Raw genomic sequence first — 25,038 nt, 5'->3', positions numbered from 1 at the left:
TCAACCCCCATCCGGCAGCAGCCCGATTACTGTCTCGACAATGACGCTGATAATAGGGACAGCCATAACAAGAATAAACACTTTGCCGGCAAATTCGATTTTTGAGGCAATTCCTTCTTGCCCTGCATCTCTAACGATCTGTGCTCCAAACTCAGCAATATATGCGATTCCGATTATTTTCAAGATCGTCTTCAAGTAAATGGAAGGGATACCTGATCGATTAGCCAGATCCTCAAGCACGGAAATGACAATTTCGATTTTGCCGATCAAATACAGGAATATAAACAATCCCGTAAACGCGGCGAGCAAAAAGGAGAACATCGGTTTTTGCTCTCGAACGACAATAATGAGTACCGAAGCCATCAGACCAAGACCAACGATTTGAATCATTTCCATTTGGCTCACCTGCTTGCAATCACTTCTAAATGATGACGTCTACTGGAACAAAAAAATCGATTTAATTTCTTGGAATAATTCATTAAGCATTCGAACAACCATAAACAAAACGACAACAAATCCGATTAGCGTTACCCAGTGCGCCATATCTTCTTTTCCCATTTGCTTCAGCACCGAATGTATCATTGCGATAACAATTCCGATTCCAGCAATTTGGAAAATGGCGCTCACATCCATATTCATCAATGCGGCACCCCACTACACCATCAAAATGACGACCAGAACGGCGATCAAAATTCCGAGACTTTTCCACATTTTCTCGTAACGCCCCTGATCGTCTCTCGCAGCGTCCTCCTCAGCCTTCAGCTGCAATAACGCAAGATGTATATGCTTCATTTGATCTTCCTTATCGCTTATACCAAGCGTCGTTCCTAAACGTATAAGTACGGCTTGTTCGTTTTTTCGCATCGATGTTGCATCCCATTGTGACTTTATCGCTTGCTCCCAGCTATCGCTGAAGGTAAAGCTTTCGGTTTCCCAAACCCCGTTTGCTGCCTTGCGAAAAATGGTTGCAAGCGGCTCCGGAGTAGCAGAAGCTGTCCTCTCCAGTGCTTCTGGCAATGGAGTATGACCATAACCGATTTCTGTCTCCAGCCTTTGCAGTGCATGTGCCAGCTGTCTTAGCTGCCTTGGACGTTCGGCGAATTTCGCTGCTTGCTGGAAGCCTATCATCGTGCCTGCAAACAGGACCAAAACCGCACCTAACAGCTTTATCACGGGTCACCAGCTCGGAATCGACCAGAGAATGAAGGTGCAGTATCCGCAAGCTGCCGATTAGGCGGCTTTGGCTCGCGTGCAGGAGCTCGTTCGGCGACTGCCTCAGCAGGAACGACGCGGTGCATGATACCTTGATCTGTGCGCTTCAGCTCCACCACGTAGGTGAACGCTCCTTCTTCCAGCAGCTTCAGCAGCACCGGCCTGCCTCTAGCATCCTGCAAATCGTAGGCGTGCGCGGTTGCGACTACACTAATTCCCGCGTGGCTTGCTTCTCGGATGGCTTCCGCATCCTCAGGCCGTCCAATCTCATCAATAATCATGACCTCTGGTGACATAGAGCGCAGCAGCATCATCATGCCTTCTGCCTTCGGACAAGCGTCCATAACATCGGTTCTAGGTCCAACATCAAATGTTGGAATACCGCGAACACAGGCTGCAATCTCTGAACGCTCATCTACAATTCCTACTTTTCGGCCCTGCCATCCGCTTGCTTCTAGGCTTGGCCATAACCCATAGCTGACAGATCTCGCAATGTCACGCACGAGTGTTGTTTTACCTTGCTGCGGTGGAGCTAGAATGAGAGTGGAATGCAGCGTTTTTCTCGTCCGATCGATTAGTTTGGGCAGGAGAAGCGCACTCGCTCCGATTACTTCTCTAGCAACTCGAATATTGAATGCGCCAATATCGCGGATACCCCTCACAGCGCCGCTGTCGAGTATCGTCCTGCCCGCTAGTCCAATGCGATGTCCGCCTGAAACCGTTATAAAGCCCCTTCTCAGTTCCTCCTCCATCGCATACAAGGAATAGTTGGTAATGCGTTCGAGCAGCTTGCGACATGTGTCTGCCGAAGGCTTGTATGCTCCGTCGGCAGCCTGACGCAGCGTCCCGTCAATCATCATAAATCGAGACTGTCCGCGGAATCCTATTTCTAGCGGTCGTCCCTCTCGAATCCGAATTTCCTCCAGCTGCTCCTGCATTTGTTCAGGAAGGCGCTCCAGCAGCGTCTTCAGCTCCAAAGGCAATAAATGTGATACGCGTGCCAGCATATGATTATCACTCCCGGATGTTTGTCCTTCGTAGTTCCTATTTGTATGCTTGTATTGCGAAAATATGTCTGCCCCATTTCATAAATGCTAGAGTTGAAATCTATTATTTTTTCAAAATACCGATCATCAAGCAAATGACGCCCGCTCCTACCCAAAGAAACTTGCCTGGCGACAGCTTATCGGACATCCCGACGAGCCCCACCGTTGTTGTAGCTATCAGAATAAGCGGGCCTACTAAAGCAAGTGATGAGTTTACTACTAGTGCCTTGTCAATTTGGTTTAAACGAAGCATGAGCAGTGCAGCGCAGATCTCAATTGTTCCAGACGTCAGCCGCAGTGAAGCCATCGTTAATACAATTTTATTTAGCATGAATGGATAACCTCCCTTCAATGAAACGACTATTCCTTAATCATATGCTGGCTTGTCTGTCTTTCATGCCGGGCACAGGCACGTTGTTAGGCGCATATCATAAAGAATTGAGTTTGAGAAAGGCGGAATAACAACGATGCAAGTGCAGGTTATATCCAGTGTGAACGAAGCGAGCTCGGCAAGATTTCATCATAAAACGGCAATTATTATCGATGTTTTGCGAGCTACAAGTACAATTGTTACCGCTATTGCTGCGGGAGCTTCATGCATCATTCCTGCTGAAACGGTAATGGAAGCGCGAGCACTTCAGCGACCGGGAGATTTGCTTGGAGGAGAACGCTTTTGCCGGAAAATCGCGGGTTTTGATGTTGGCAATTCGCCAGAGGAATACACCGAGCAGGCCGTCGCTGGCAAACGAATTATTTTGACGACTACGAACGGAACGAGGGCAATCCATAAATCAATGAGGGCGGATCATGTGTTGACCGCATCGCTTCTAAATGCGGAGGCTTGCGCACGCGCAGCGATCGAGCTGCGGAGAGATGTCGTTATTTTGTGCGCGGGGAGTCACGATGAATTTGCTATTGAGGATGGCTTGTGTGCCGGCCTTGTACTTGATAGACTTCAAGGCTTAAGCCACTTCGCTATAGAGATGGATGACTTTGGCTGTGCGATGCTCGCTTTGTACCGAAATCGCTCCACTCAAGTGAAAGAAACGATCATGAACGGAATGACCGGAAAAAAACTGATAAAGCTAGGAATGAAAAAAGACATAGAGGCATGCTCCGCTATCGATATCTATCAAGAAGTACCTAGACTGAACGGTGATCAATTAACGAGGAATGGTTGAAATTCCAAGTTAATAAAAACAAGAAAAAGCGTGCTCCCTAACGAGGAAGCACGCTTTTGTTATTTCTATTAGATTAACGGCGATCCTGAGGGCCGCCTACAAATGCCTGCTCTGCTGTATCAAGACCATACGCAGTATGAAGTGCTCGTACAACTTCGCTGAGGGGCTCTGCATTAATAACGCAAGAACATTTAATTTCAGATGTGCTTACCATCTTAATGCTAACACCTAGTGAAGATATGGTTGCGAACATTTTCGCTGCTACGCCTGGATTGCTGACCATGCCAGCACCTACGATCGAGATTTTTACAAGTTCGGATTCCGATGTCGTTTCACGGAAAGGAACAGTGCCGCGAATTCCCTCGATAACGGAGATCGCTTTATCTTTATCATCGCCTGAAAGCGTGAAGGAGAAATCGGCTTTGCCGTCCTGAACACCGCTTTGTACGATAATGTCCACATCGATACCGTTGTTTGCTAATGCGCCGAACACATTTGCAAGCACGCCAGGAACATCCTCAACTCCCATAATGCTGATTCTAGCTACATTTTTGTCAAACGCGATGCCGCGAACGACCACGCCTTGCTCCATGACCGCTTCCTCCTTCACACTTGTACCTTCGTTTTGAGTAAAGCTTGAACGCACAACTAGCTTTACATTGTTATGCTTAGCGTATTCCACCGCACGCGGATGCAATACAGCAGCGCCTAAATTAGCTAGCTCCAGCATCTCATCATAAGAGATTTCATTTAGCTTGCGCGCATTTTTGACTACGCGAGGATCCGTTGAGTAAATACCGTCAACATCGGTATAAATCTCGCAAACGTCTGCTTTCATCGCAGCTGCCATTGCAACTGCAGTCGTGTCAGAACCGCCGCGGCCGAGTGTTGTAATTTCTCCCTCTTCCGTCATCCCCTGAAAACCTGCAATAATAGCTACATTACCCTCTTCAAGCGCTTTGAACACACGCTCTGGATGGATATTAGTCATCTTCGCTTTACCATGCACCGCTTCTGTACGAATGCCTGCTTGCCAACCCGTGAAGGAAACGGCCTTTGCACCAAGCTGATGTACGGTCATCGATAACAAGGCTATCGAAATTTGCTCTCCAACTGTTAAAAGCATATCCATTTCCCGCGCCGGCGGATTTGGATTTAGCTGTTTCGACTGATCGATTAAATCGTCTGTCGTATCTCCCATGGCAGAAACAACAACAACGATATCGTTGCCTTCTTGCTGCCTCTCAATAATACGTTTTGCTACACGCTGCATCCGCTCCGGCGTTCCAACGGAGCTGCCGCCAAACTTCATCACGATTAACGACAAAGCCGATTCACTCCTAAACCTGACATATACATACAAGTCAATATTATATCACATTGCGCTTACCTATGGGTATATTCTCTTACAAAAAAACCGTCCGAAATCCTTCGGACGGTTAATCAGGCTGCTTACTAAGCGCGCGAGATGTATTTGCCTTCACGAGTATCGATCAGCAAAACGTCGCCTTCGTTAATGAACAGTGGAACTTGAACGTTAAGGCCAGTTTCAACCTTAGCTGTTTTTGTTGCACCTTGCGCTGTGTTGCCCTTCACGCCCGGCTCTGTTTCAATAACTTTCAGATCTACGCTGTTTTGCATTTGAATACCAAGGATTTCACCTTGATAGCTCGAAATGTTAACGTTCATGTTTTCTTTCAGGAAGTTAAGCTCCCACTCAAGCTGTTTCTTGTCCAAGTTAAATTGGTCAAACGTCTCGTTATCCATGAAGGTATACTCCGAACCGGAGTTATACAAATATTGCACTTCACGGTTTTCGATGATCGCGCGGCCAATGCTCTCGCCTGCACGGAACGTTTTCTCAACAACGTTGCCGTTGCGAAGGTTTTTCAGCTTAGAGCGTACGAATGCAGCGCCTTTACCAGGTTTTACGTGCTGAAAGTCTAGAACTGTAAAAATATCGGAGTCTACTTGCACGGTCAAGCCTGTTTTAAAATCGTTTACTGAAATCATTGCTGATTCCCTCCTGAATGAATAGTCCTTAACCCAGAGTGATTAAATCCTTCGGGGATGAGGTTAATATTTTAATACCGGTTTCCGTAATAACGATGTCATCCTCAATGCGTACGCCGCCGAAGCCTGGTACGTAAATGCCGGGTTCTACCGTAACCGTCATGCCGGGGGTTAAAATCGTTTCACTGAATTTGGACAACCTAGGGGCCTCATGAATTTCCATGCCTAGACCGTGTCCGGTACCATGTCCAAATAGATCGCCATAACCGTATTTCGTAATAATGTCGCGAGTTAGCGCATCCGCTTCACGACCGGTCATGCCTGGCTTAATATGCTCAAGTGCATGCAACTGCGCTTCAAGCACGATATTGTAAATCTCGAGATGCTTAGCTGTCGGAGTGCCGACCACGACTGTGCGTGTCAAATCGGAGCAATAACCGTTGTAATAAGCGCCGAAATCAAGCTTTACAAACTCATTATTCCCAATAATTCGATCACTAGCTACTCCATGCGGCAACGCAGAGCGCTCGCCTGAGGCTACGATCGTATCGAAGGAAGAAGAAGTCGCGCCATGGCTGCGCATATAAACTTCCATTTCAAGTGCGATATCCGTTTCACGAACTCCTGGGCGAATGAGCTTCAAAATGTGATTGAAGGTGCTGTCCGCAAGATCGGCAGCTTCCTGCATAATTTGAAGTTCTGCCTCGTCCTTAATGTAGCGAAGCTGTTCCACTAATCCTGAGGCAGGCTCAAGCGTGATACCTTCTAATGTTTTCGACCAAGCTGTAAATTCACTGTATACGACATGGTCTTGTTCAAAAGCCAGCTTCGATAGCTTATGTTGTCTTAGCAGCTCAAGCACATCCGCAAGCGGATTCGAACCATGCTCAACAATTTGAAAATTGACCGCCTGCTGCGGCGCTTGTGTGCGGTAGCGGAAATCCGTCAGCAAATAGCTTTCGCTTAGCGTAATCAACACCATGCCTGACGAACCAGTGAATCCGCTTATGTAGCGACGGTTATACTCGCTTCCAATTAGTATCGCTTCAAAGCGATGTTCTTCCATCAGCTGCCGAAGTCGTTTTACTCTATCGTTTGCCATAACCGCTTCACCCTCTCTTAACTTATTACTGTCTGTTCAAGTGACGCACGAGCGCAGTTAGACCAAGCTCATAGCTATCAGACCCGAAGCCGGCAATTTGACCGACTGCAATCGCAGCAATGACGGACGTATGACGGAACGCTTCTCTCTTGTGAATGTTCGACATATGCACCTCGATAATCGGCAAATCAACGGTGCTAAGCGCATCGCGAAGCGCGTAGCTGTAATGGGTCCAAGCACCAGGATTGATGACAATGCCGTCTGCTTTGCCGTACGCACTATGTATTCGATCAATCATATCGCCCTCATGATTCGTTTGGAAAAATTCAACGGAGACGCCAAGCGCCTCAGCTTTATCCTTCAAGAGCGATTCGATGTCTGCAAGTGTTTCTGTCCCGTATACGCTAGGCTCACGAATGCCGAGCATATTTAAGTTCGGTCCGTTTAAAACAACAATTTTGTGCATCAATGCACCTCCCAAGCAACCGAATCCATCATAGGTTCAAAGATCATTAGCCATTTTACCACAAATGTCTGCCGCTTGAGAAGTAGAACTCGCTACTGAGCTTTCGCAGGCTCCCTCGATGCTTCATCCGTGAACTCAAAAGCAATCGAATAACCAATGAATACACCCCATAAAAGAAAGACACACAACTCTGTGTAAAGCGTATTCCAGCCCGCTTTCGTGATGCCTGGCATAACGCCGAGCAGTGGTCCCACCGCAATAAACAAAATCGCCCACCAAACCAATCCGTACACGATACCCGGCCAAGGTCCTCGCAGCTTCCCAAGTATAACTTTATATAGAAAGGCAGCCACAATAGAAAAAATAATAAACGCTCCAATACTTACAACTTCTCCCCATCCTGTTTTTAGAAAAGACGCTTTAAAAAAAGGATCTGCTACAAATCCGGGAAGCACCTTCGTAAAATTCATTTCAAAGAACATCCAGCGTACAATGCCCCATATTAAGCCAGCAAAAAAACCGATTTTGATTGCGTAAAGCCACGGGTTTGTTACATGATCCTGTTTATCATATTGGTTTCGTTGTTTATTGTTAGCCATTACGCTAAGCCTCCACTCTTATTTCCATAGTTGTCCGAATTAGTATGTGAAATAATAGCGATGGATAACCATACTTTACCGTCAACTTGCTTATCCCTTCCTTTATGTACGCTGACGTTGGCAATTGACTGATAGATCAAGTACAATAGACATACAAAGATAAGGTACATTCGTCGCAACAGCTAAGACGATATTCCAATCAAGGAAGGTGACAAGCACTTGCCGCAAGACTCCCGAAGCATATATGGCGGACAAGCGGTTATTGAAGGCGTTATGTTTGCTGGCAAACACGTTAACGTAACAGCTGTCCGACGCAAAAATGATGAAATCGTATTTTATGAAGTACCTCGCACTACGAAGAACTGGATTCAAGCTTTGAAAAAAATCCCTCTCGTTCGAGGCGTTGTCGGTATTCTTGAATCAAGCGCCAAAGGCTCCCAGCATTTGAACTTCTCTATGGAAGCCTACGCTGAGGATGAAGCCGGTGAGGGTAAAGAAACAGACAGCAATCAACAACCCGCTGCAGTAAAGGAAGAGAAAAAACAAGGCTGGAGTCTCAGCATGATTGTTGGCGTCGCTGTCGCTGGCGTGCTTTCCTTTATTTTCGGCAAACTTATTTTCACTGCTGCACCCGCAGCGCTCGAGGAACTTCTTTTCTCAGGGGTATTTGAAAATAAGATCGGTCATAACTTATTAGAAGGACTTATCAAAATTATTTTGCTGCTTTCTTATTTGTATTTCATTTCCATGACACCATTAATTAAGCGGTTGTTCCAATATCATGGAGCTGAGCATAAAGTAATTAGTACTTATGAAGCTGGTGAAGAGCTAACGATTCAAAATGTACAGAAGTACAGCCGCCTTCACTACCGCTGCGGTTCAAGCTTTATCGTGTTCACCGTTATTGTAGGTGTTGTTGTCTACTCGTTGCCTTTCTTTACTTGGGACACGATTTGGGAACGCGTCTACATCCGTATCTTACTGCTTCCACTCGTTCTTGGCCTCTCCTACGAGGTGCTTCGCTGGACAAATGCTTTGCGTGAAATTCCAGTGCTGCGCTACCTCGGATATCCGGGACTATGGCTGCAGCTTCTAACGACCAAAGAACCGCGTGATGAGCAAGTTGCGGTATCCATTGCTTCCTTCAAGCGCATGCTTGAACTAGACAAACAAATGAAATAATTTCTATTGAAAAGGGAAAGGCGGAATTACAATGAGCAGAATACCAAGCAAATGGAATGTTTGGTCCATATCGTTTTTGGCGCTGCTGTTGATCGGTCTCGTTTACAGCGTTATCCAAAGCCCAATAACCTTTCTAATTCCCATTGTGGTGCTTGGCGGCATTTTCTTGCTATATAAATATCCGCCTTCTTTCTTAAGAGGTTACAATACGCGGCAAGGAGGAGTACATGTCACACAAAGACGTGCTCCTGCAAGCAAAACGAGAACGAACAAAAACCGCTCCAAGACCGTGCCGTTTCGTGTCATTGAAGGCGGCAAGGAAGATGACGAAACACCTAAATATCATTAAATCAAACAAAAGGACCGAGGCATAATTGCCTCGGTCCTTTTTGCATTCTCGTTCGTATCGATATGTATTACTCGCTGTCCATTTCCGCACGCACGGCGCGAAGCTCGTCCATACGCTGAGAATCTCTTCGGAAATATTCAACTAAAGTTTCAATACAGGTTATAGAGTCCCAGCTAAGATGATGCTCGATTCCTTCAACATCCTGATAAATATTCTCGTCCTGTACGCCAATCGTCGTTAGGAATGACTCTAACAATTGATGCCGATCAACAAGCCTTTTGCCCATTTTTTTCCCTTTATTGGTCAGGACCAGCCCGCGATACTTCTCATAGATCAAATAATTATCTTTATCAAGCTTTTGAATCATCTTGGTGACCGATGAAGGATGCACCTCTAGTCCTTCTGCAATGTCCGAGACACGCGCATAACCTTTTTCATCAATCAACTTATAAATTCTTTCCAAGTAGTCTTCCATGCTCGGTGTCGGCACTGAAGAACCCCCTAACCATACTTCTTCACCTATTTCACAGGCGTTACTTATTGTATCATACACTGTTCATTGTGTTCACTGCAACCCAAGCCCATCTCCAAAATAGATAAAGAAGCGCAAATCACACTTGAACTTACCAGTTTCAGCTTCGCTCATCCTTCACACAATAAGATGATGTTGATTGTGATGAATCTACAGGAGGAATGAGCTATGAGCACTGCAATTATTGATCGTCCTAAACCAGATCGCTCCACCCTCTCCTTTGTTCCCGAGCTTGTTTATTTTGAACCATCTGCGCTCGATTATCCCAAAGGGCAGCGTATTTTTGAATGGGTCAAAAAAGAAGGCATTCCTTATCGGATGACAACCTCACATAACCGGATTACGAATTTACCTGGCGATACCGAGCTTGAACAATACAAGATCGCCAAAAGAACGCTTGTCGTCGGCATACGCAAAACCTTGAAATTTGATACTTCGAAGCCTTCAGCGGAATACGCCATTCCGATAGCAACCGGTTGTATGGCTCATTGTCATTATTGTTATTTGCAAACAACCTTAGGAGCAAAACCTTATATCCGTGTATATGTCAATATAGACGATATTCTAGAGGCTGCTGAGGGGTACATCGACGAGAGAAAACCGGAAATTACCCGCTTTGAAGCCGCATGTACATCTGATCCCGTCGGACTGGAGCCCATTACAGGCAGCCTTCGCGAGCTTATTGATTTTATGGGGGAACAAGAACATGGACGGCTTCGGTTTGTGACCAAGTTTCACCATGTGGATTCCCTTCTTGATGCAAAGCACAATGGACATACCCGTATCCGATTTAGCGTAAATGCCAAATATGTAATCAAGCATTTCGAGCCTGCTACATCAAGCTTTGATCAACGCATTGAGGCCGCCGCAAAGGTCGCTAGAGCAGGTTATCCAATGGGCTTTATCATTGCCCCTATTATTTGGCATGAAGGCTGGGAGGAAGGCTATGGCGAGCTTATAGCCTCACTTGCAGATAAACTCCCGCAGGATGTGACCAAAGACCTTACATTTGAACTCATTCAGCATCGTTTTACAAAAACGGCAAAAGCAGTTATTGAAAAGCGTTATCCGCGGACTAAGCTTGAGATGGATATTGAAAAACGCAAATATAAATGGGGACGCTGGGGTCAAGGGAAATACGTTTATCCCGATGAACAAGCAAATGCGCTCCGCATGTATTTATCGGAGCGCATCTTTGAACATTTTCCCGAAGCAAAAATTGAATATTTTACGTAAGAGAGAAATATTAGCTTAAAATTTCAACCATTCCGGCGTAATCATATTAAGCCAGATCGTGATTTTGGTCATTTGATCGGTAAACAATAATACACCCATCAAAATCATAACAGCTCCGCCAACCTTCATTACGCTAGCTGAATATTTCAGTATCCATCTTGCCGTACCAAGGAAAAAGGCAAGTACAAAAAAAGGAATCGCAAAGCCTAATGAATAAGCAGTTGTTAGCTGAAACCATGTGCCAGGTTCCGATGCTGCAAGACCTAAAATCGCAGTAAGCGCGGGACCTGTGCATGGGGTCCAGCCTGCGGAGAATCCAATTCCAAAAATAAAGGAGCTGACATAGTTCGCTTTTTTCGGAATAAGATTCATTCTTCGTTCCTTCATCAGGAGCTGCGGCTGAAATAAACCGATTAGGAATAGTCCCATCAAAATAATCAATATCGCTGATAATTGCCTAATCAGATCTCGATATTCACTGAAAAATTCAGCAAATACATTCGTTCCGTAGCCTAATGCATAATACACGGTGCAGAAGCCCAAAATGAAAAACAGCGTGTGTGACATCGTTCGCATGCGTTTTTGTTTACCATGTGAATTGCCCTTCAAATCCGCTACCGATATTCCCGTTATGTATGATAAATACGAAGGATAAAGCGGTAAGCAGCAAGGTGATATGAACGATGCAAAGCCAGCCCCTAAGGCCAGCCAAATGTTAATGTCGGACAAACCCTCTCACTCCAATCCTCATTAACTGCCTGGTCGCATGCCACGGCGGAAAACGAGCAGCAACAGCAGCACAGCAATTAGCAATAATACAATGGTACCGCCTGGTGCCAAGTTCCATACACCCGCGATTAGTAAGCCTAATACAACGGCAATCTCGCCAATAATGACGACCGTTATAACGCTTTGACGGAAACTGCGGGCAATGATCAAGCTGCATGCGGCTGGTATAGTCAGCAAGGCCGATACAAGCAGCGCACCTACAATTTTGATAGAAACACTAATAACTAGAGCAGTAAGCACGCTAATCATAACATTATAAAATTTGACGGGCAAGCCGCTCACTGCTGCGGCGTCCTCATCGAACGTAAGCAGGAATAGCTCCTTTACTTGAAGCCTAATCGCAACAAGAACAATCAGTGTAACGACGCCTATTACGTAAAGATCAGTGGTGCTTAAAGTATAAATGCTTCCAAATAAGTAACTATTCACATTGCTGTTGAATCCTTTGCCCATCGTGAATAATAATGATGCGAGCGCGACTCCGCCTGACATAATAATGGCAATGGACAGCTCTGCATATGATTTATATGCTTTCCGAAGCTTCTCAATAGCAAAAGAGGCAATAATCGCAAACACAAATCCCATAGCAATTGGATACACGCCAATCAAGAAACCTAGCGCTACTCCAGCAATAGATACATGCGATAAAGTATCTCCAATCATTGAAAGCCTTCGCAGCACAAGAAATAAGCCGATTAGCGGAGCCGTTACCCCGATTAGAAGTCCGCCAATAAGAGCCCTTTGAAAAAATTCACTAGTTACGATCTCCAACCAAAACAACCTCTTTCCTGCTCTCCATTTGTTCCCTTAGCCCTTTCAGGCTGTGTGCAAGATCATTTTCTACACAATCCTGCGTTTCGTGCGAATGTTTAATATGAAACTTGAGCTTCCCGTTTCCACTGGCTGGCTCTTGTCCTAAATACGAGCGAATCATGTCAAGGTCATGAGAAACCATTAGAAATGTAATGTTATGATGYTGATGCATATGCTTGATCATATGRAAGAAGCTTTCCTGYGTCTCKGTATCTATCCCCACAGTCGGCTCATCTAGAATAAGCAGCGATGGGTTGTTAATGAGCGCTCTGGCAAGAAATACACGCTGCTGCTGGCCGCCCGACAACTGCCCGATACGTTTATCCTTTATATCCTCAATCCCCATTGCCTGCAGAGCATCGTCACATTTTTGATAATCCATTTTGCTTAGTTTCTTAAACAGCTTGCTTCGCCCATAAAGGCCTGACAAGACGACCTCCCGAACTGTAGCTGGGAACAACGGATTTAATGTGTTTTTCTGCGGGACATATCCAATGCGCTCCCACTGCTTAAATTTGTCTACTTTCTCACCAAACAAACGGATCGTTCCGCTCGTTGGCTTTATCAACCCAACGATCATTCGCAGCAGCGTTGTTTTTCCAGCGCCATTCGTGCCGATTAATCCGATAAAGTCCCGTTCTTTCACCGCGAAGCTTAGCTTTGATATAACCGTCTGCTGTTGATAAGAGAAGGAGACGTCCTCCAATGAAATAACCTCTTGGTGACAGCTTGCATCCGCATTTGTCATTCGATTTGATTGCGCCATAATTTATCTCCTCACAGCAATGCGGAGCATAAATCAGCTCCGCAGGTTTGCCTTTTGCTCTATTGTAATGCTTGCACAAGATTTTGCAAGTTTCGTTCCATTAGGGTTAAGTATGTGTCTCCCGCTTTTTCTTGATCCGGCGTTAGGCCTTCGAGCGGATTAAGCACCATTGTCTCAACATCCGCTTCGCCTGCAAGCGTTTTGGCAAGTTGATCTGAAACTAATTCTTCGAAAAAGATATATTTTACATCGTTTGCTTTAACAAACTTCGCAATTTTGAGCAAATCCTGTGCACGCGGCTCAGCGTCAGGGCTAAGTCCCATGATAGAAATTTGCTTCAATCCGTAATCACGAGCTAAGTAACCAAACGCTTGATGCGAGGTAACGATGTTTTTGTTCGATGTTTGTGCAAGCTTTGCCGTGTAATCCGCATCGATTGCTTCGAGCTTTCCTTTTAGTGCCTCATAGTTTTTCTCATAATCTGCTTGGTTTGCGCTATCAGCTTCAATTAAGCTGTTTTTTACATTCTCAGCTAATGTAAGGGCTGATTTCGGACTAACCCAAGTGTGAGGGTCCAAGCCGCCATGTTCATGTGATTCTGCATCAGCATGTTCTTCTTCATGTTCATGATCATGCTCATCTTCATTACCCTCAATTAATGGAATGCCTTTGCTGATTTCTTTGGTCACGACTTTGCTGTCTTTGGACAGGCCTTTCAGAAATCCGTCAACCCAGCCTTCTAGTCCCGCTCCATGGTACAGAAACAGCTGCGCCTTCGACGCTGTATCAAGATCGCGGCTCTTTGGTGTCCAATCATGCGGCTCTACGCCTGATGCTACTAGATTAACCGCTTTGACATGATCTCCGCCAATTTCCGATGCTAGAAAATATAATGGATAGAAGCTGGTAACGACACTAACTTGTTTCCCCTCTGCTTGACCAGTTCCCGTGCTGCCGTTCGCTGGTTGGTTTGATGAGCCTGAATTATTCGTATTATTGCCGCAAGCCGCTGCAAAAAGCAGCATTGCCGATAGAAGAAAACTAAGCGCCATAGGTCTTGTCAATGATTTTAGTCTATTCATTTTGATTTCTCTCCATTCATCTTTCTCTCTTGTTCGTAATCGTTATGATTACGTTTTGTATTATACGATGACCTGAAATAGACTGTCAACCTTATTTCTTAGCAAAAGCTAGTAGAAGTTTCCTACCGATCATGACTCACAGCTGCAAATTAATCATATAGATTATCTTTATTGACCAAAATGATATGAATTATGATTGATGCTATTTTTGAAGAGCAGCAAAACATAAAGGCACCCCAGAAGTTAAACAACCTCAGGGGTGCCTCCGTATATGAACAAATGAATTTACTTCACAACAGCGCCGTTTGGCATATTGTCAGGAACCGTTGCAAGTGTAAGCTGATCGCCATGTGATGCTGCAAGAATCATTCCTTGCGACATTTCGCCGCGCAGCTTAACCGGCTTCAAGTTTGTAACGCAAATAACTTTGCGTCCAACCATTTGCTCCGGAGTGTAAAACTTAGCAATGCCGGAAACAACCTGCCGCTGCTCATAACCTAGATCCAATTGAAGCTTCAGCAGTTTATCTGCTTTGAGGACTGGCTCTGCAGAAATAACCTGAGCAACGCGTAGCTCTACCTTTGCAAAGTCATCAATTGCAATTTCTTCCTTGCTCTCAGGTGCAGCCTGTGGTGCTTCATCCGCTGCCTTCGCAGCACTTGGCTGCTCAGCTGGCTGCTCTGTCTGTGTACCGCCGCTCATTGCTGCTGCGATAAAAGCAGACTCCTCTGCCGTATCGAGGCGTGGGAACAATGGTGTGCCCTTGTTTACTCTCGTTCCACCTGGCAGCGAACCGAATTGCTTCGTGCTCTCCCAGGAAGTTAGTTCACCCTGCTCAAGCCCAAGCTGCTTCCACATTTCCCTTGGAGAATGCGTTAAGAACGGCTGCAGCAGAATCGATACGATTCGCAGCGATTCCGCCAAATGATGCATAACGGATGCTAGCTGTCCATTTTTGGACTCATCTTTAGCAAGCGTCCATGGCTGTGTCTCGTCGATATATTTGTTCGTGCGGCTTACAAGCTGCCAAAGGGATGACAGCGCCACGGAAAACTCCATATTTTCAAGCGCTGACTCTACCTGAACGATCGTTTCACTCGCAAGCTTCTGCAACGATTCATCAAATTCGGTTACGCTGCCTGCAAATGGCGGGATTACACCGTCAAAGTATTTATCGATCATCGCTATCGTTCGGTTAAGCAGATTACCAAGATCGTTCGCCAAATCGAAGTTAATTCGTTCAACGAAATTTTCAGGCGTAAATGTTCCGTCTGCGCCAAACGGCACTTCGCGGAGCAAATAATAACGAAGCGCGTCCAGTCCGTAACGATCGATCAGCATAACTGGATCGACAACATTGCCTTTGGATTTTGACATTTTGCCATCCTTCATCAGAAGCCAGCCATGTGCAAACACCTTCTTAGGCAGCGGCAAATCGAGCGCCATCAGCATGATTGGCCAATAAATCGTATGGAATCGAACAATTTCTTTTCCGACCAAATGTACGTCAGCCGGCCAGAAATCACGATATTTCTGATCATCGCCTTCATTTCCGTAGCCTAATGCCGTGATATAGTTGGAAAGCGCATCAATCCACACGTAAATGACATGTTTAGCGTCTCCAGGCACTTTAATACCCCAATCAAACGTTGTACGCGATACAGCCAAATCCTCAAGGCCCGGCTTAATGAAGTTGTTGATCATCTCATTCTTGCGTGATTCCGGTTGAATGAAATCTGGATTGTCTTCATAATATTTGAGCAAACGATCAGCATAATTGCTCATGCGGAAGAAGTAGCTTTCTTCTTTTACAAGCTCAACCGCACGTCCGCAGTCTGGGCATTTGCCGTCAACCAGCTGACGCTCGAGGAAAAACGACTCACAAGGCGTACAGTACCAGCCTTCATACGTGCCTTTATAAATATCGTCCTGTTTGAGCAGCTGAGCAAAAATTTTCTCAACAACAACCTTATGACGATCCTCCGTCGTACGAATGAAATCATCATTGGAGATTTCCAGCTTCGCCCACAGATCTTTAATGCCTACAACGATATCATCAACAAATTGCTGCGGGGTTTGGTCCTTTTCCTTTGCTTTGCGTTCAATTTTCTGTCCATGCTCATCTGTACCCGTCAAATACCATACATCATAGCCGCGCAGACGTTTATAACGTGCCATTGCGTCACCAGCCACCGTCGTGTAGGCATGTCCAATGTGAAGCTTATCGCTCGGATAATAAATCGGCGTTGTAATATAAAACGTATTTATTTTCGTCATTTTTACTCCTCCTATTGCATTAGTCTAAAAAAACGCAAAAAACTCCCGTCCATCATGGGACGAGAGTTTGAACTCACGCGGTACCACCCAAATTTCAATCCGGAAATGAGCGGTTAAACCGCCACTTCAAGAAAGCTTCGTGTGCCGCCTGCATGGCGGCTTGCGCCGTTAACGCCAGCTTCGCGTCGCTCCCTTACCCAGCGCTGCCGCTGAAGCTCGAAAGCGAATCCTCCCGGACCATTTTCCAATGGAGTCCCTTACCGGCTTGCACCATGTTTCCCGGCTCTCTGAAAAGGTTCTGCTATTGTACTTATCCATTCCTCGGACATATAAATAAAACCAAAACTTATTTTACCACTTATAAATCAAAATATACCCAAATAGAGCCCTCTCTGTCAAGGAGCATCTATGTTGCTGTCTTTTGCAGGCGGAACGGGATCATAACCACCAGCATTAAAGGGATGGCACCTGGCAATTCGCTTCATAGCAAGCCACGAGCCCTTAGCCGCTCCATGCTTCTCGATCGCTTCGAGCGCATACATCGAACATGTCGGATAGAAACGGCAAGATGGCGGGGTCAAAGGTGAAATCACTTTGCGATAAAAGAGGATCGGAGCTTGAGTCACTCTTCGCATTACCCGTTTCTCTGACATTAGGCCTCGCTAACTGCTGACTCGTCTTGTATGCAGTCTTTGCAATATCCGAACACCTCGAATTTGTGTTTCACAACTCGAAAATCATCAGGAACATTCGTTTGCTCCATTGGGCAGAAGGTAATGGGATAAGTCATCCCGCACTGCAGGCAAATCATATGATGATGATGTTCATTCTCTCTGCAATGCAGCTTGAACTTACCGCCATCCTCAAAAATAACCTGCTCCAGCACACCGAGTTCTTCCATCACTCGCAAATTGCGATATACGGTATCAAAGCTTAATCCCGTATACGATTTCCCCATATATTCATAGACTTCCTTCGGAGCCAAATAACCCTGTGTCTCAGAAAAAAGCTTTGCGAGCGTTTTCCTTTGATCCGTTATTCTCAATCCTTGACTAGACATGCGTCGTATAATGTCTTCCATCGTATGCATATGTCGAACCTCCGGACTAAAAATTGTTTATCTCCATAATGACGAACAAACTTAAAACGGCTAAAGCCGCCTATGGAGGCTTAGCATTCGTTTCGCGGAGAATTATATAAGTCCATTATAAGCAATAAAACTTATAAAGTCTTATATTTAAAAAAAGCTCTCGTCAATGAGAGCCTCCATTTAACCATTTAATCTCATGTTGATCATAAAGCTAGCTGACATCGCTACAAATAACAAGATACTAATAATGCCAACCAGCTTTCGCCTAGTATTGAGCTTATTAATTAACGCGGAATCATTGGAGAGCCGTTTCGATTCCGAGTATGAGCGATGCATAAACATATAACTGATAATGGAAACGACGAACAGCATGTTAATAAAAAACCATATAATTGTCCAGGTCAAGCCCTTACCTCCGGTCGTGATCAGCTATAAAAAATTATAGATACCACTTATTTAATATGTACATGAAGACTACAAAACTCACGACCGCTCCTGCAAAACTAAACCAGCCTGTACGAAATTTTTGCTGAAACATCCGCAGGATACCAAAGCTCAGCAAACCGAAAATAAGCATTAAAAAAACGATTCCAAGTATGAATAACGAAGCAGAAACACTGCTTACATCGACTAAGGACACTGAACACACTCCCTTTTTACTAATATGTACATGTTCATTAGACATTATAAGGGATAGCGAAGCCTTTAGCCAGCTGTAATACCTGTCGATTTCGTGACAAAAAGAGCACATCTCATCTAGATTTGTGCCCTTCCTGTTCCTCCATACGTTAACTACCAGCGAATAATCGCTTCATGATAGGTACGATTGGTTGGCCTCTTCTGAAGCTTCACGTGCATAAAATTGTCTTTCACTAATGTTTTGCACACCTTTGGCTTCACAAACTTAGGCAGCTTGATCGTCTCCGGCTTACCGCTCGGCAGTCCATCCAGGCGCAGCCGATCTTCCCTTACGAACAACCGCAGCTGCTCTTTATCAAAGCCTTCCGGCAATGTAATCTTCACATTCAAAAAATGACGTGTTTCAGAAAAGGCGGCTGAGCCTCCTCCAATCATAACACCAGCCGCTTCGGGCAGTGCTTTGGTCATCATTTTACGCACATATTGCTCTACCCAAGCCGGTTCGCGCAGCAGCTCAAAGCCTTTCGGCATCTGCTGCTTCTCCATCCACCGTTCCATATCATCCCATTTAGATGCCACAGCAAACACCCGCCTTCCAGCACTTCTACCAGCATATGCGCCTTGTGCGTTTCAGGATACTTTCTGGATAGTAACCTCTGGGCGAATGCCGCATAAGCTATACCATAAACAATCCATTTATCAAAAATCATCTATACAAAGGGAGGATGCTCATGCCAGCTGTCGTAGGTTTTGTCAAAATTGTTAGCGTTGGCTCCGGCTCCATTATTCAATTTGGAGACGCCCTGGAAGTGTCGCCAAATAGCACTTCCAAGACGTATGCGGGATCAGGATCATTCCTAACCGGAAGCTTAACGAACTCAAATAACGCTGTCAGCGCAACAAACACCCTTGATCCGGATGTGCAAGATAGCTCGAATAATGATGTGAGTGCAATATGAGCCTGACCATTCATCAGCAAATTACAATTCATCAGCTACGTGTCGACAGCATATCGAACAGCTCCGTCCTGCAGGTCGGCAGTGCCGGATCCATACGTTCATTGTCACAGCTCTATAATTCGGGCGGGTTCACTGAGCCTGCTCCAGAGTTATCCTCAGATAATCCGCTTTCCTTCGTCCCACTGCCTAACCCTAATTAAGCGGAAATTAGAACTCATTACGAGTAGGAGGTGCAAGTATCATGCAGCAAAACAATCCACTTTCCCCGTGGCAAATATGGTCACTTGAAGTACAATATAAGCTTAACGAGCATTGTGAGCGGCTGGATGCACTTGAAGCAAAGGTCAACGCTTTATGTGAACAAGTAAAGCAGCTCGAAGCGCGCCCTACTTACCATATAGACGGCATTCAATATCATTTTGATCAATTGAAAGTTGAGAAGCTGGACGGCACACTGAATATCGGGATGACCGCGCCAGGCATCGGAGATGATTCTATCCCTGGAAGCATTGAACAGATGACCGTATCAAATACGCCCGCTTTCCCAACTGCAGCCTCTCCTACACCGCCGCAAAATGGGCTATACAATGATATTTATGCTGGGATGACTCGCTATTTGGATATGGAAGCTCAGCAAAAGCTGCTTTCCTACGAAAACGAGCTCCAAATTCCACTAGATCCTTATCATCGACAAATTATTATAAATGATGTCCGCAAACAAGTTCCTGCTCGCATTCAGTACTATATACAAAAAACAGATCGAGGCAGCGATGCTCAACCAGCCGCGATTGATAACAATGCAGTCACAGCTACCGTTCTGTCCAAAACAAAAAGGGATGCCGACGCTGCATTGCTCGCATATATGCGAGAGCTGCAAAACAACTCCCCATCTACCGGAGGAATGTCATAATGCTGTATTTTAAAGTCGTTAATCATCTGCTTAGTGTTGGTCAAATTGAAGTGCTCGGCGTATCCAGTGCCTCGATGCTGCAAGTTGGGGACACCGATAACGTAAATTTATATTCGATGTTCGATACACCGCCTGAATCTGTCATTGTTGGACCGATTGCTCCGTTTCCGCTTCCGGAAGAAGAGTCTAGCGGCACTTTTGGGGGAAGCTAGGTGGCATCATGAATCGAATCAATGATCAATCTATCAATACCTTTCATGTTCGAACCGCAACTGTTGGGTTCTTGCGTATAATAACCGTTGGTCAGGCAGGTATTGTACAGCTTGGTGATCGCGCTGTGACCAACGCCAAGCTTCGAGCGCTAGCGGTGCAGCGGAAAGAAGATCATTTGACTTCAGGCAAAGTTTTTTTTGAATCCTATGAGCTTTTTTCACGCCCGCTGCCCGTTATCAGTGATCCGGAATTTGATAATGCTGGTGGTATTGAGCTGTTTCGAACCAATTGTGCGCCGAATATTACAGTCGGATACATACAAGTCATTGCATCCGGCTCAGCAGCGAGCATTCAGATCGGCAACGGAGTGACTCTGAACGGAGAATCACGAATCAAGCATATTCGGCAGTACCCCCGTCAAAATTCTGCTCTCTCTCAAGGTTGAGCAAATAAAGTCCGCTAAGGCGCTGTATGCCTGCGGACTTTTTCTTGTCTTTTTTATGCCAATTGAAAAATATGCACAAGCAGCAATCCGAGCCTGGCTAGCAGCACAGAGCCAATGAATCCCGCAATAAATGGTTTTTTCCCAAGCTTCTTAAATACGACAAAATCGACACCGAGACCAAGTCCTGCCATTGCCATTGCAATAAGAAAATAAGCGGCGACAATCAGATTCGCAGTAGCTGCGGCAGGAATTATGCCTAACGTATTAACTCCGCTCATGGCAAGAAATCCAACGATAAACCATGGAATCGGCAATTGCTTTAAGCTCATTTTTTGTGCTTTATTGGCTTTGCGGCCATTCCAAATTCCAATAATAATCGCGACAGGGACAAGCAGCGCTACGCGAGTCATCTTTACAATAACAGCCAAATCAATCGCTTCTTGTCCTCCAGGTGCCGAAGCAGCAATAACATGCGCAATTTCATGCAATGTTGCACCCGAGAAGATACCATAACCTGCGTTGCTTAAATCAAGCACGGGGTACAATACGGTATAGGCTAGAGTAAATAGCGTTCCTAAAATAGCAACCGTTGTCGCACTCACTGCTGTTTCATTTGGACTTGCCTTCAATTGTGGAGCTATCGCTACAACAGCTGCTGCACCGCAAATAGCTGTACCGCAGGCTGTGAGAAGGCCTAAATTTTTATCTATTTTCATCCATTTGCTTATTCCATAAACAACAAATATCGTAAAAACAATGTTAATAACGGCAAGCACAAATACCTTTGGCCCTGCATGCAAAATATCAATTAGATTCAGGCGAAGCCCCAGCAAAATAATTCCGAATCGCAGCAGCTTTTTGCTTGAAAACGTTATGCCGCTAGTCGCTTGCGCTGGCAAGCCTATCCATGCACGACAGGCTATCCCTAATAAAATAGCGACAACTAGCTGACCCATAACGTTAAAAAAAGGAAGCATCGCGATTCCTTTCGCTGCTATTGCAATACCCATCGTATACGCTAATCCTTGTATAAAACCAAAACCATTATTCGAATGTCGAATTAAAACATTTTTTATAATCATCGATTTCACCTCTGCATCTTGTGTTTAGCAAGTGTTCCTGTTGCCTTCACTATAAGGCTCGGAGCAGACAAAGTGAAATACCTATTCCCTATCCTTATCATCAGGAATCTTAATGATTGAATTGCCATTCATTCGTTTTTTCCTTATAGTTACGTTATATTCAAGAAAATCGCAATCAATAATGAGGGATAATGATGATCATTGAGGCACTTCGAGTATTCGTTACCGTAACGGAGCAAAGCCATTTTTCAAGAGCTGCAGATCTATTGAATATTTCTCAGCCAGGGGTAAGCCTGCATATTCGAAATTTAGAAAATGAACTTGGAGCGAAGCTGCTGCATCGCTCTCCTAAGCAGGTTCGGCTTACCGAAGCTGGTGACATTATGTATCAACGGGCGAAGCAAATTTTATCTTTATATGAGGAAGCGAAGCAGGACATACAGCTTTTACAGGATAAAGTGACGGGCATCTTGCAGATTGGAGCCAGCTTTACGATTGGTGAATATGTTCTCCCAAGCCGGCTTGCTGAATTTGCTGTTCAATATCCGCTCGTTACTATCCAAACAACAATCGGGAATACGGAGGAAATTGTTCAAGCAGTGAGATCCAATGAACTGGATATTGGTCTCATTGAAGGCGATGCAAGCGCGACAGATTTAGTCGTTACGCCTTACATGAAGGATGAAATGATTCTGATCGCTCCTTCTACACATCCGCTCGCAGCGGAGCGCTTCATTTATGCCGAAATGCTGCAAAACCAAGTATGGGTACTGAGAGAAGTCGGCTCTGGCACTCGCGCTTTTAGCGACCAGTTCATACGTGATGCGCAAATAACCCAAAAACGCTCTTACATTTTTAATAGCAGCCAAAGTGTCAAACAATCTGTTGTATCCGGTTTAGGAATTGCTATGCTGTCACGCTGGGTCGTAAAGAAGGAATTAGAATCGGGAGAATTGATCCAGCTTCGGTTGAGCAAACAGCGTTTCGAACGTGATTTTTCTATTATCCGACATAAGGAAGGAGCAGCTACAATGGCTGTATCCATGCTGCTGCAACGGCTTCTAACCCTTAATGAATAAACAGTTTGAACAAGCCGTCTATTCCTATTAGGCGATCTTCGACTGTGCTTGCTGATTAGCGCATATATATTAAGCAACGACAGTTGCAAAGGATGATTGCGCCACATGGATATGAAACGAATCCGCGCAAGGATAGATGCTATGACGGAAGAGCTTATTCACCAGCAGTCGCAGGACGGCGCATGGCGGATGTGCTTCGATTCTGGGACGATGACGGATAGTTATTTAATCATTTTACTGCGCCTGCTAGGCAGAGCAGATGAACGTTTGATTCACATGCTTGCAGCTCGAATTGCCTCAAAACAAGAGGAAAACGGCGCTTGGAAGGTTTATCCTGACGAGTCTGAGGGCAATTTGGACGCAACGTCTGAGGCTTATTTTGCACTGCTTTATGCAGGTTACTACTATGAAGCTGATCCGCGTATGATAAGGGCTAAGCAATTTATTCTGAAGCACGGCGGTTTATCCGAGGTTAGATCCTTGCTCACGCAGGTTATCTTTGCCGCAACAGGTCAAGCGGAATGGCCGCGTATGCTGCGCATTCCGCTTGAAGCTTTTTTCTCCGATCTCGGAATTGGCCTTGATCTATTCTCCCTCTCTGGTCATGCGCGTGTCCACCTTGTACCGACTATCATTATGGCGAACAAACAATTTGTCCGCAAAACGAGCACAATGCCCGAGCTTTATCAACTATTTGTTAACGACTCACGCAAATTTTCGAATGATACGACCTGGATATCTGCGTTGAATGAATTTATATCCAGCTTGCCTTTATCCAGTCTGCTTCCGCCCAGCTCCTCAACGTCGTATGAGAAGGCTGAAGCCTTTATGTTCGAGAGACTTGAGCCCAATGGAACACTTCTAACCTTCTCTACTGCAACAATATTGATGATTTTATCTTTGCTTTCGCTGGGCTACTCCACGGATTCACCCGCAGTAAATCTATTATTGGCAGGTATACTTTCAGTCATGTGTGTCGACAGGCCTCATCTTCAAGTCGCATCTGCTGAAGTTTGGGACACCTCCATGCTGACTTACGCACTGCGTGAAGCAGGAGCCTCTCCAAGCATACCTGCCCTCGAGAAAGCTGGGGTTTATTTGTTAGCAAGGCAGCAGGTTCGTTTAGGAGATTGGACTAGACGTTTGCCGAACACACCTGCAGGAGGCTGGGGATTCTCCAACGTAAATACGCTTTATCCAGACGTCGATGACAGCGCTGCAGTTCTGCGGGCTATTCGGCCTTACACTACCGAAGCAAATGGCTTACACGCCAACTGGCAACGAGGTTTAAACTGGGTGCTAGCGATGCGAAACGAAGATGGCGGCTGGCCTGCGTTCGAACGCGAAGGCAACCAGCTGCCAGCCAGCTTCTTTACTTTTGAAGGCTCCTCTGACATTTCTACCGATCCTTCTACTGTCGACTTAACCGGCCGTGTACTTGGTTTTTTAGGGGATGAGCTGGACATGACAATTGGCCATCGCTGGCTGGATGATAGTGTGCAATGGGTGCTCTCCCAGCAAATGAGGGATGGTAGCTGGTACGGTCGCTGGGGTATTGCCTATACGCATGGGACAGGTGCTGCAATAAAAGGAATGACAGCAGTTGGGGTGCCAGACGACCATCCCGCCATTCAGAAGGGAATCAAGTGGCTGCTATCTATTCAAAATGAAGACGGCGGCTGGGGTGAGTCCTGCTTGAGCGACAAAGTAAAGCATTATGTCCCGCTCCATGCCAGCACCCCCTCTCAAACCGCTTGGGCGCTCGACGCCTTAATCGCAGTTTATGCTAAACCCAATGCCGCAATGGAAAGAGGCGTAGAAGCATTGCTCCAATCGCTTGAGCGACGAGATTGGACCTACACCTATCCAACAGGAGCAGCTCTTCCAGGCAGCGTTTATGTTCATTATCCGAGCAACAACTATATATGGCCGCTGCTTACGCTGTCGTCGATTTTGAAGAAATACGGCACGTAATA

33 protein-coding genes are annotated in these 25,038 nt (G+C 45.5%); 11 read left to right on the top strand and 22 right to left on the bottom strand.

The genetic code is table 11. The annotated features are described in order from the left end of the window. The 5 genes from spoIIIAD to AB4Z50_RS33130 form a co-directional block, all read right to left on the bottom strand. On the bottom strand, positions 1 to 396 hold the full coding sequence (gene spoIIIAD, locus AB4Z50_RS33150; protein ID WP_054024281.1) for a stage III sporulation protein AD: 396 nt from the start codon (positions 394 to 396) through the stop codon (positions 1 to 3). 39 nt (positions 397 to 435) lie between these two features. Beyond that, positions 436 to 639, bottom strand: coding sequence for a stage III sporulation protein AC (spoIIIAC, locus tag AB4Z50_RS33145; protein WP_054024280.1), 204 nt, complete (start codon positions 637 to 639; stop codon positions 436 to 438). A gap of 15 nt (positions 640 to 654) precedes the next feature. Next, entirely contained in the window at positions 655 to 1,173 is a 519-nt protein-coding gene (spoIIIAB, locus tag AB4Z50_RS33140; RefSeq protein ID WP_076266947.1) for a stage III sporulation protein SpoIIIAB, read from the bottom strand. Beyond that, positions 1,170 to 2,219, bottom strand: a complete 1,050-nt coding sequence (spoIIIAA, locus tag AB4Z50_RS33135; RefSeq protein ID WP_441886153.1) for a stage III sporulation protein AA — start codon at positions 2,217 to 2,219, stop codon at positions 1,170 to 1,172. The genes spoIIIAB and spoIIIAA overlap by 4 nt, the downstream gene beginning before the upstream one ends. A 103-nt stretch (positions 2,220 to 2,322) precedes the next feature. Then, a complete protein-coding gene (locus AB4Z50_RS33130; protein ID WP_076266945.1) occupies positions 2,323 to 2,589 on the bottom strand; it encodes a YqhV family protein in 267 nt (88 codons plus the stop codon). Positions 2,590 to 2,725: 136 nt separating this feature from the next. Here AB4Z50_RS33130 and AB4Z50_RS33125 point away from each other — a divergent pair, with 136 nt between their 5' ends. After that, entirely contained in the window at positions 2,726 to 3,439 is a 714-nt protein-coding gene (locus tag AB4Z50_RS33125; protein WP_339203367.1) for a 2-phosphosulfolactate phosphatase, read from the top strand. A gap of 73 nt (positions 3,440 to 3,512) precedes the next feature. Here the strand turns inward: AB4Z50_RS33125 and AB4Z50_RS33120 are convergent, their stop codons facing one another. The 5 genes from AB4Z50_RS33120 to AB4Z50_RS33100 form a co-directional block, all read right to left on the bottom strand. After that, entirely contained in the window at positions 3,513 to 4,766 is a 1,254-nt protein-coding gene (locus tag AB4Z50_RS33120; RefSeq protein WP_441886149.1) for an aspartate kinase, read from the bottom strand. A gap of 128 nt (positions 4,767 to 4,894) precedes the next feature. Then, positions 4,895 to 5,452: an elongation factor P gene (efp, locus tag AB4Z50_RS33115; protein ID WP_441886146.1), complete on the bottom strand. Its 558-nt coding sequence runs from the start codon at positions 5,450 to 5,452 to the stop codon at positions 4,895 to 4,897. Positions 5,453 to 5,480: 28 nt separating this feature from the next. After that, positions 5,481 to 6,554, bottom strand: a complete 1,074-nt coding sequence (locus AB4Z50_RS33110) for a M24 family metallopeptidase (RefSeq protein WP_441886143.1) — start codon at positions 6,552 to 6,554, stop codon at positions 5,481 to 5,483. 25 nt (positions 6,555 to 6,579) lie between these two features. Then, positions 6,580 to 7,020, bottom strand: coding sequence for a type II 3-dehydroquinate dehydratase (aroQ, locus tag AB4Z50_RS33105; RefSeq protein ID WP_441886140.1), 441 nt, complete (start codon positions 7,018 to 7,020; stop codon positions 6,580 to 6,582). A 92-nt stretch (positions 7,021 to 7,112) separates the two neighbouring features. After that, on the bottom strand, positions 7,113 to 7,619 hold the full coding sequence (locus AB4Z50_RS33100) for a YqhR family membrane protein (protein WP_441886137.1): 507 nt from the start codon (positions 7,617 to 7,619) through the stop codon (positions 7,113 to 7,115). 219 nt (positions 7,620 to 7,838) lie between these two features. On the opposite strand from AB4Z50_RS33100, the gene AB4Z50_RS33095 reads away from it, so the two are divergent. Both AB4Z50_RS33095 and AB4Z50_RS33090 read left to right on the top strand, forming a co-directional pair. Further along, entirely contained in the window at positions 7,839 to 8,801 is a 963-nt protein-coding gene (locus tag AB4Z50_RS33095) for a DUF1385 domain-containing protein (RefSeq protein WP_076266938.1), read from the top strand. Positions 8,802 to 8,832: 31 nt separating this feature from the next. Then, entirely contained in the window at positions 8,833 to 9,150 is a 318-nt protein-coding gene (locus tag AB4Z50_RS33090) for a hypothetical protein (protein WP_076266937.1), read from the top strand. Positions 9,151 to 9,217: 67 nt separating this feature from the next. Here AB4Z50_RS33090 and mntR read toward each other — a convergent pair whose 3' ends face one another. Further along, complete coding sequence (gene mntR / locus AB4Z50_RS33085) at positions 9,218 to 9,640, bottom strand: transcriptional regulator MntR (RefSeq protein WP_053376766.1); 423 nt, start codon at positions 9,638 to 9,640, stop codon at positions 9,218 to 9,220. A 210-nt stretch (positions 9,641 to 9,850) separates the two neighbouring features. Here mntR and splB point away from each other — a divergent pair, with 210 nt between their 5' ends. Beyond that, a complete protein-coding gene (gene splB, locus AB4Z50_RS33080; RefSeq protein WP_430057944.1) occupies positions 9,851 to 10,918 on the top strand; it encodes a spore photoproduct lyase in 1,068 nt (355 codons plus the stop codon). 15 nt (positions 10,919 to 10,933) lie between these two features. Here splB and AB4Z50_RS33075 read toward each other — a convergent pair whose 3' ends face one another. The 10 genes from AB4Z50_RS33075 to AB4Z50_RS33030 all read right to left on the bottom strand — a co-directional run bounded on the left by AB4Z50_RS33075 (position 10,934) and on the right by AB4Z50_RS33030 (position 18,953). Then, a complete protein-coding gene (locus AB4Z50_RS33075) occupies positions 10,934 to 11,647 on the bottom strand; it encodes a cytochrome c biogenesis CcdA family protein (RefSeq protein ID WP_441886131.1) in 714 nt (237 codons plus the stop codon). Between the two features lie 21 nt (positions 11,648 to 11,668). Next, complete coding sequence (locus tag AB4Z50_RS33070; RefSeq protein WP_339203381.1) at positions 11,669 to 12,478, bottom strand: metal ABC transporter permease; 810 nt, start codon at positions 12,476 to 12,478, stop codon at positions 11,669 to 11,671. After that, complete coding sequence (locus tag AB4Z50_RS33065; protein WP_076267071.1) at positions 12,462 to 13,268, bottom strand: metal ABC transporter ATP-binding protein; 807 nt, start codon at positions 13,266 to 13,268, stop codon at positions 12,462 to 12,464. The genes AB4Z50_RS33070 and AB4Z50_RS33065 overlap by 17 nt, the downstream gene beginning before the upstream one ends. A gap of 77 nt (positions 13,269 to 13,345) precedes the next feature. After that, positions 13,346 to 14,368 carry a metal ABC transporter solute-binding protein, Zn/Mn family gene (locus AB4Z50_RS33060; protein ID WP_441886126.1) on the bottom strand — a complete coding sequence of 341 codons (1,023 nt, stop codon included), beginning with the start codon at positions 14,366 to 14,368 and terminating at the stop codon, positions 13,346 to 13,348. 285 nt (positions 14,369 to 14,653) lie between these two features. Further along, complete coding sequence (metG, locus tag AB4Z50_RS33055; protein ID WP_441886123.1) at positions 14,654 to 16,645, bottom strand: methionine--tRNA ligase; 1,992 nt, start codon at positions 16,643 to 16,645, stop codon at positions 14,654 to 14,656. Positions 16,646 to 16,758: 113 nt separating this feature from the next. Then, entirely contained in the window at positions 16,759 to 16,893 is a 135-nt protein-coding gene (locus AB4Z50_RS33050; RefSeq protein ID WP_430057948.1) for a hypothetical protein, read from the bottom strand. A gap of 147 nt (positions 16,894 to 17,040) precedes the next feature. Next, positions 17,041 to 17,298, bottom strand: coding sequence for a membrane protein insertion efficiency factor YidD (gene yidD / locus AB4Z50_RS33045; RefSeq protein ID WP_441886120.1), 258 nt, complete (start codon positions 17,296 to 17,298; stop codon positions 17,041 to 17,043). Beyond that, positions 17,298 to 17,735: a Fur family transcriptional regulator gene (locus AB4Z50_RS33040; RefSeq protein ID WP_076266931.1), complete on the bottom strand. Its 438-nt coding sequence runs from the start codon at positions 17,733 to 17,735 to the stop codon at positions 17,298 to 17,300. Before AB4Z50_RS33040 ends, yidD begins: the two co-directional genes overlap by 1 nt. A 180-nt stretch (positions 17,736 to 17,915) precedes the next feature. Then, positions 17,916 to 18,140 (bottom strand): hypothetical protein, encoded by a 225-nt coding sequence (locus AB4Z50_RS33035; RefSeq protein WP_076266930.1) that lies wholly within the window; start codon positions 18,138 to 18,140, stop codon positions 17,916 to 17,918. Positions 18,141 to 18,527: 387 nt separating this feature from the next. Further along, the gene (locus AB4Z50_RS33030; RefSeq protein ID WP_076266928.1) at positions 18,528 to 18,953 is read right to left on the bottom strand and encodes an Hsp20/alpha crystallin family protein; all 426 of its coding nucleotides are present in this window, start codon (positions 18,951 to 18,953) and stop codon (positions 18,528 to 18,530) included. A gap of 152 nt (positions 18,954 to 19,105) precedes the next feature. Between AB4Z50_RS33030 and AB4Z50_RS33025 the strand changes: the two genes are divergently transcribed. Genes AB4Z50_RS33025 through AB4Z50_RS33005 form a run of 5 tightly spaced genes read left to right on the top strand, consistent with a single transcriptional unit; the run spans position 19,106 to position 20,901 of the window. Next, positions 19,106 to 19,333: a spore germination protein gene (locus AB4Z50_RS33025; RefSeq protein WP_054024261.1), complete on the top strand. Its 228-nt coding sequence runs from the start codon at positions 19,106 to 19,108 to the stop codon at positions 19,331 to 19,333. Continuing rightward, a complete protein-coding gene (locus AB4Z50_RS33020; protein WP_441886115.1) occupies positions 19,330 to 19,533 on the top strand; it encodes a spore germination protein GerPB in 204 nt (67 codons plus the stop codon). The genes AB4Z50_RS33025 and AB4Z50_RS33020 overlap by 4 nt, the downstream gene beginning before the upstream one ends. Before the next feature lie 41 nt (positions 19,534 to 19,574). Next, entirely contained in the window at positions 19,575 to 20,243 is a 669-nt protein-coding gene (gene gerPC / locus AB4Z50_RS33015) for a spore germination protein GerPC (RefSeq protein WP_441886112.1), read from the top strand. Further along, positions 20,243 to 20,455, top strand: a complete 213-nt coding sequence (locus tag AB4Z50_RS33010; RefSeq protein ID WP_144376705.1) for a spore gernimation protein GerPD — start codon at positions 20,243 to 20,245, stop codon at positions 20,453 to 20,455. Before gerPC ends, AB4Z50_RS33010 begins: the two co-directional genes overlap by 1 nt. Positions 20,456 to 20,463: 8 nt before the next feature. Beyond that, positions 20,464 to 20,901, top strand: coding sequence for a spore germination protein GerPE (locus AB4Z50_RS33005; RefSeq protein ID WP_441886109.1), 438 nt, complete (start codon positions 20,464 to 20,466; stop codon positions 20,899 to 20,901). A 53-nt stretch (positions 20,902 to 20,954) separates the two neighbouring features. Here the strand turns inward: AB4Z50_RS33005 and AB4Z50_RS33000 are convergent, their stop codons facing one another. After that, positions 20,955 to 21,977 carry a YeiH family protein gene (locus AB4Z50_RS33000; RefSeq protein ID WP_441886187.1) on the bottom strand — a complete coding sequence of 341 codons (1,023 nt, stop codon included), beginning with the start codon at positions 21,975 to 21,977 and terminating at the stop codon, positions 20,955 to 20,957. A gap of 200 nt (positions 21,978 to 22,177) precedes the next feature. Here AB4Z50_RS33000 and AB4Z50_RS32995 point away from each other — a divergent pair, with 200 nt between their 5' ends. Both AB4Z50_RS32995 and AB4Z50_RS32990 read left to right on the top strand, forming a co-directional pair. Next, positions 22,178 to 23,062 (top strand): LysR substrate-binding domain-containing protein, encoded by an 885-nt coding sequence (locus AB4Z50_RS32995; protein ID WP_441886106.1) that lies wholly within the window; start codon positions 22,178 to 22,180, stop codon positions 23,060 to 23,062. 105 nt (positions 23,063 to 23,167) lie between these two features. Next, on the top strand, positions 23,168 to 25,036 hold the full coding sequence (locus AB4Z50_RS32990; RefSeq protein WP_441886103.1) for a squalene cyclase: 1,869 nt from the start codon (positions 23,168 to 23,170) through the stop codon (positions 25,034 to 25,036). Positions 25,037 to 25,038 lie beyond the last annotated feature (2 nt).

The sequence above is a fragment of the Paenibacillus sp. 2TAB26 genome (assembly GCF_052115145.1).
Taxonomy (GTDB): Bacteria; Bacillota; Bacilli; order Paenibacillales; family Paenibacillaceae; genus Pristimantibacillus.
Note: the sequence above shows the minus strand (reverse complement) of the source record. Positions and strands in the feature narration are given on the sequence as shown.

What these genes read in the sequence shown, in the direction of transcription:
- spoIIIAD (WP_054024281.1), bottom strand. Translation starts at nt 396, where the DNA reads ATGGAAATGATTCAAATCGTTGGTCTTGGTCTGATGGCTTCGGTACTC.
- spoIIIAC (WP_054024280.1), bottom strand. Translation starts at nt 639, where the DNA reads ATGAATATGGATGTGAGCGCCATTTTCCAAATTGCTGGAATCGGAATT.
- spoIIIAA (WP_441886153.1), bottom strand. Translation starts at nt 2,219, where the DNA reads ATGCTGGCACGCGTATCACATTTATTGCCTTTGGAGCTGAAGACGCTG.
- AB4Z50_RS33130 (WP_076266945.1), bottom strand. Translation starts at nt 2,589, where the DNA reads ATGCTAAATAAAATTGTATTAACGATGGCTTCACTGCGGCTGACGTCT.
- AB4Z50_RS33125 (WP_339203367.1), top strand. Translation starts at nt 2,726, where the DNA reads ATGCAAGTGCAGGTTATATCCAGTGTGAACGAAGCGAGCTCGGCAAGA.
- efp (WP_441886146.1), bottom strand. Translation starts at nt 5,452, where the DNA reads ATGATTTCAGTAAACGATTTTAAAACAGGCTTGACCGTGCAAGTAGAC.
- AB4Z50_RS33110 (WP_441886143.1), bottom strand. Translation starts at nt 6,554, where the DNA reads ATGGCAAACGATAGAGTAAAACGACTTCGGCAGCTGATGGAAGAACAT.
- aroQ (WP_441886140.1), bottom strand. Translation starts at nt 7,020, where the DNA reads ATGCACAAAATTGTTGTTTTAAACGGACCGAACTTAAATATGCTCGGC.
- AB4Z50_RS33100 (WP_441886137.1), bottom strand. Translation starts at nt 7,619, where the DNA reads ATGGCTAACAATAAACAACGAAACCAATATGATAAACAGGATCATGTA.
- AB4Z50_RS33090 (WP_076266937.1), top strand. Translation starts at nt 8,833, where the DNA reads ATGAGCAGAATACCAAGCAAATGGAATGTTTGGTCCATATCGTTTTTG.
- splB (WP_430057944.1), top strand. Translation starts at nt 9,851, where the DNA reads ATGAGCACTGCAATTATTGATCGTCCTAAACCAGATCGCTCCACCCTC.
- AB4Z50_RS33060 (WP_441886126.1), bottom strand. Translation starts at nt 14,368, where the DNA reads ATGAATAGACTAAAATCATTGACAAGACCTATGGCGCTTAGTTTTCTT.
- metG (WP_441886123.1), bottom strand. Translation starts at nt 16,645, where the DNA reads ATGACGAAAATAAATACGTTTTATATTACAACGCCGATTTATTATCCG.
- yidD (WP_441886120.1), bottom strand. Translation starts at nt 17,298, where the DNA reads ATGTCAGAGAAACGGGTAATGCGAAGAGTGACTCAAGCTCCGATCCTC.
- AB4Z50_RS33040 (WP_076266931.1), bottom strand. Translation starts at nt 17,735, where the DNA reads ATGCATACGATGGAAGACATTATACGACGCATGTCTAGTCAAGGATTG.
- AB4Z50_RS33025 (WP_054024261.1), top strand. Translation starts at nt 19,106, where the DNA reads ATGCCAGCTGTCGTAGGTTTTGTCAAAATTGTTAGCGTTGGCTCCGGC.
- AB4Z50_RS33020 (WP_441886115.1), top strand. Translation starts at nt 19,330, where the DNA reads ATGAGCCTGACCATTCATCAGCAAATTACAATTCATCAGCTACGTGTC.
- gerPC (WP_441886112.1), top strand. Translation starts at nt 19,575, where the DNA reads ATGCAGCAAAACAATCCACTTTCCCCGTGGCAAATATGGTCACTTGAA.
- AB4Z50_RS33010 (WP_144376705.1), top strand. Translation starts at nt 20,243, where the DNA reads ATGCTGTATTTTAAAGTCGTTAATCATCTGCTTAGTGTTGGTCAAATT.
- AB4Z50_RS33005 (WP_441886109.1), top strand. Translation starts at nt 20,464, where the DNA reads ATGAATCGAATCAATGATCAATCTATCAATACCTTTCATGTTCGAACC.
- AB4Z50_RS32995 (WP_441886106.1), top strand. Translation starts at nt 22,178, where the DNA reads ATGATCATTGAGGCACTTCGAGTATTCGTTACCGTAACGGAGCAAAGC.
- AB4Z50_RS32990 (WP_441886103.1), top strand. Translation starts at nt 23,168, where the DNA reads ATGGATATGAAACGAATCCGCGCAAGGATAGATGCTATGACGGAAGAG.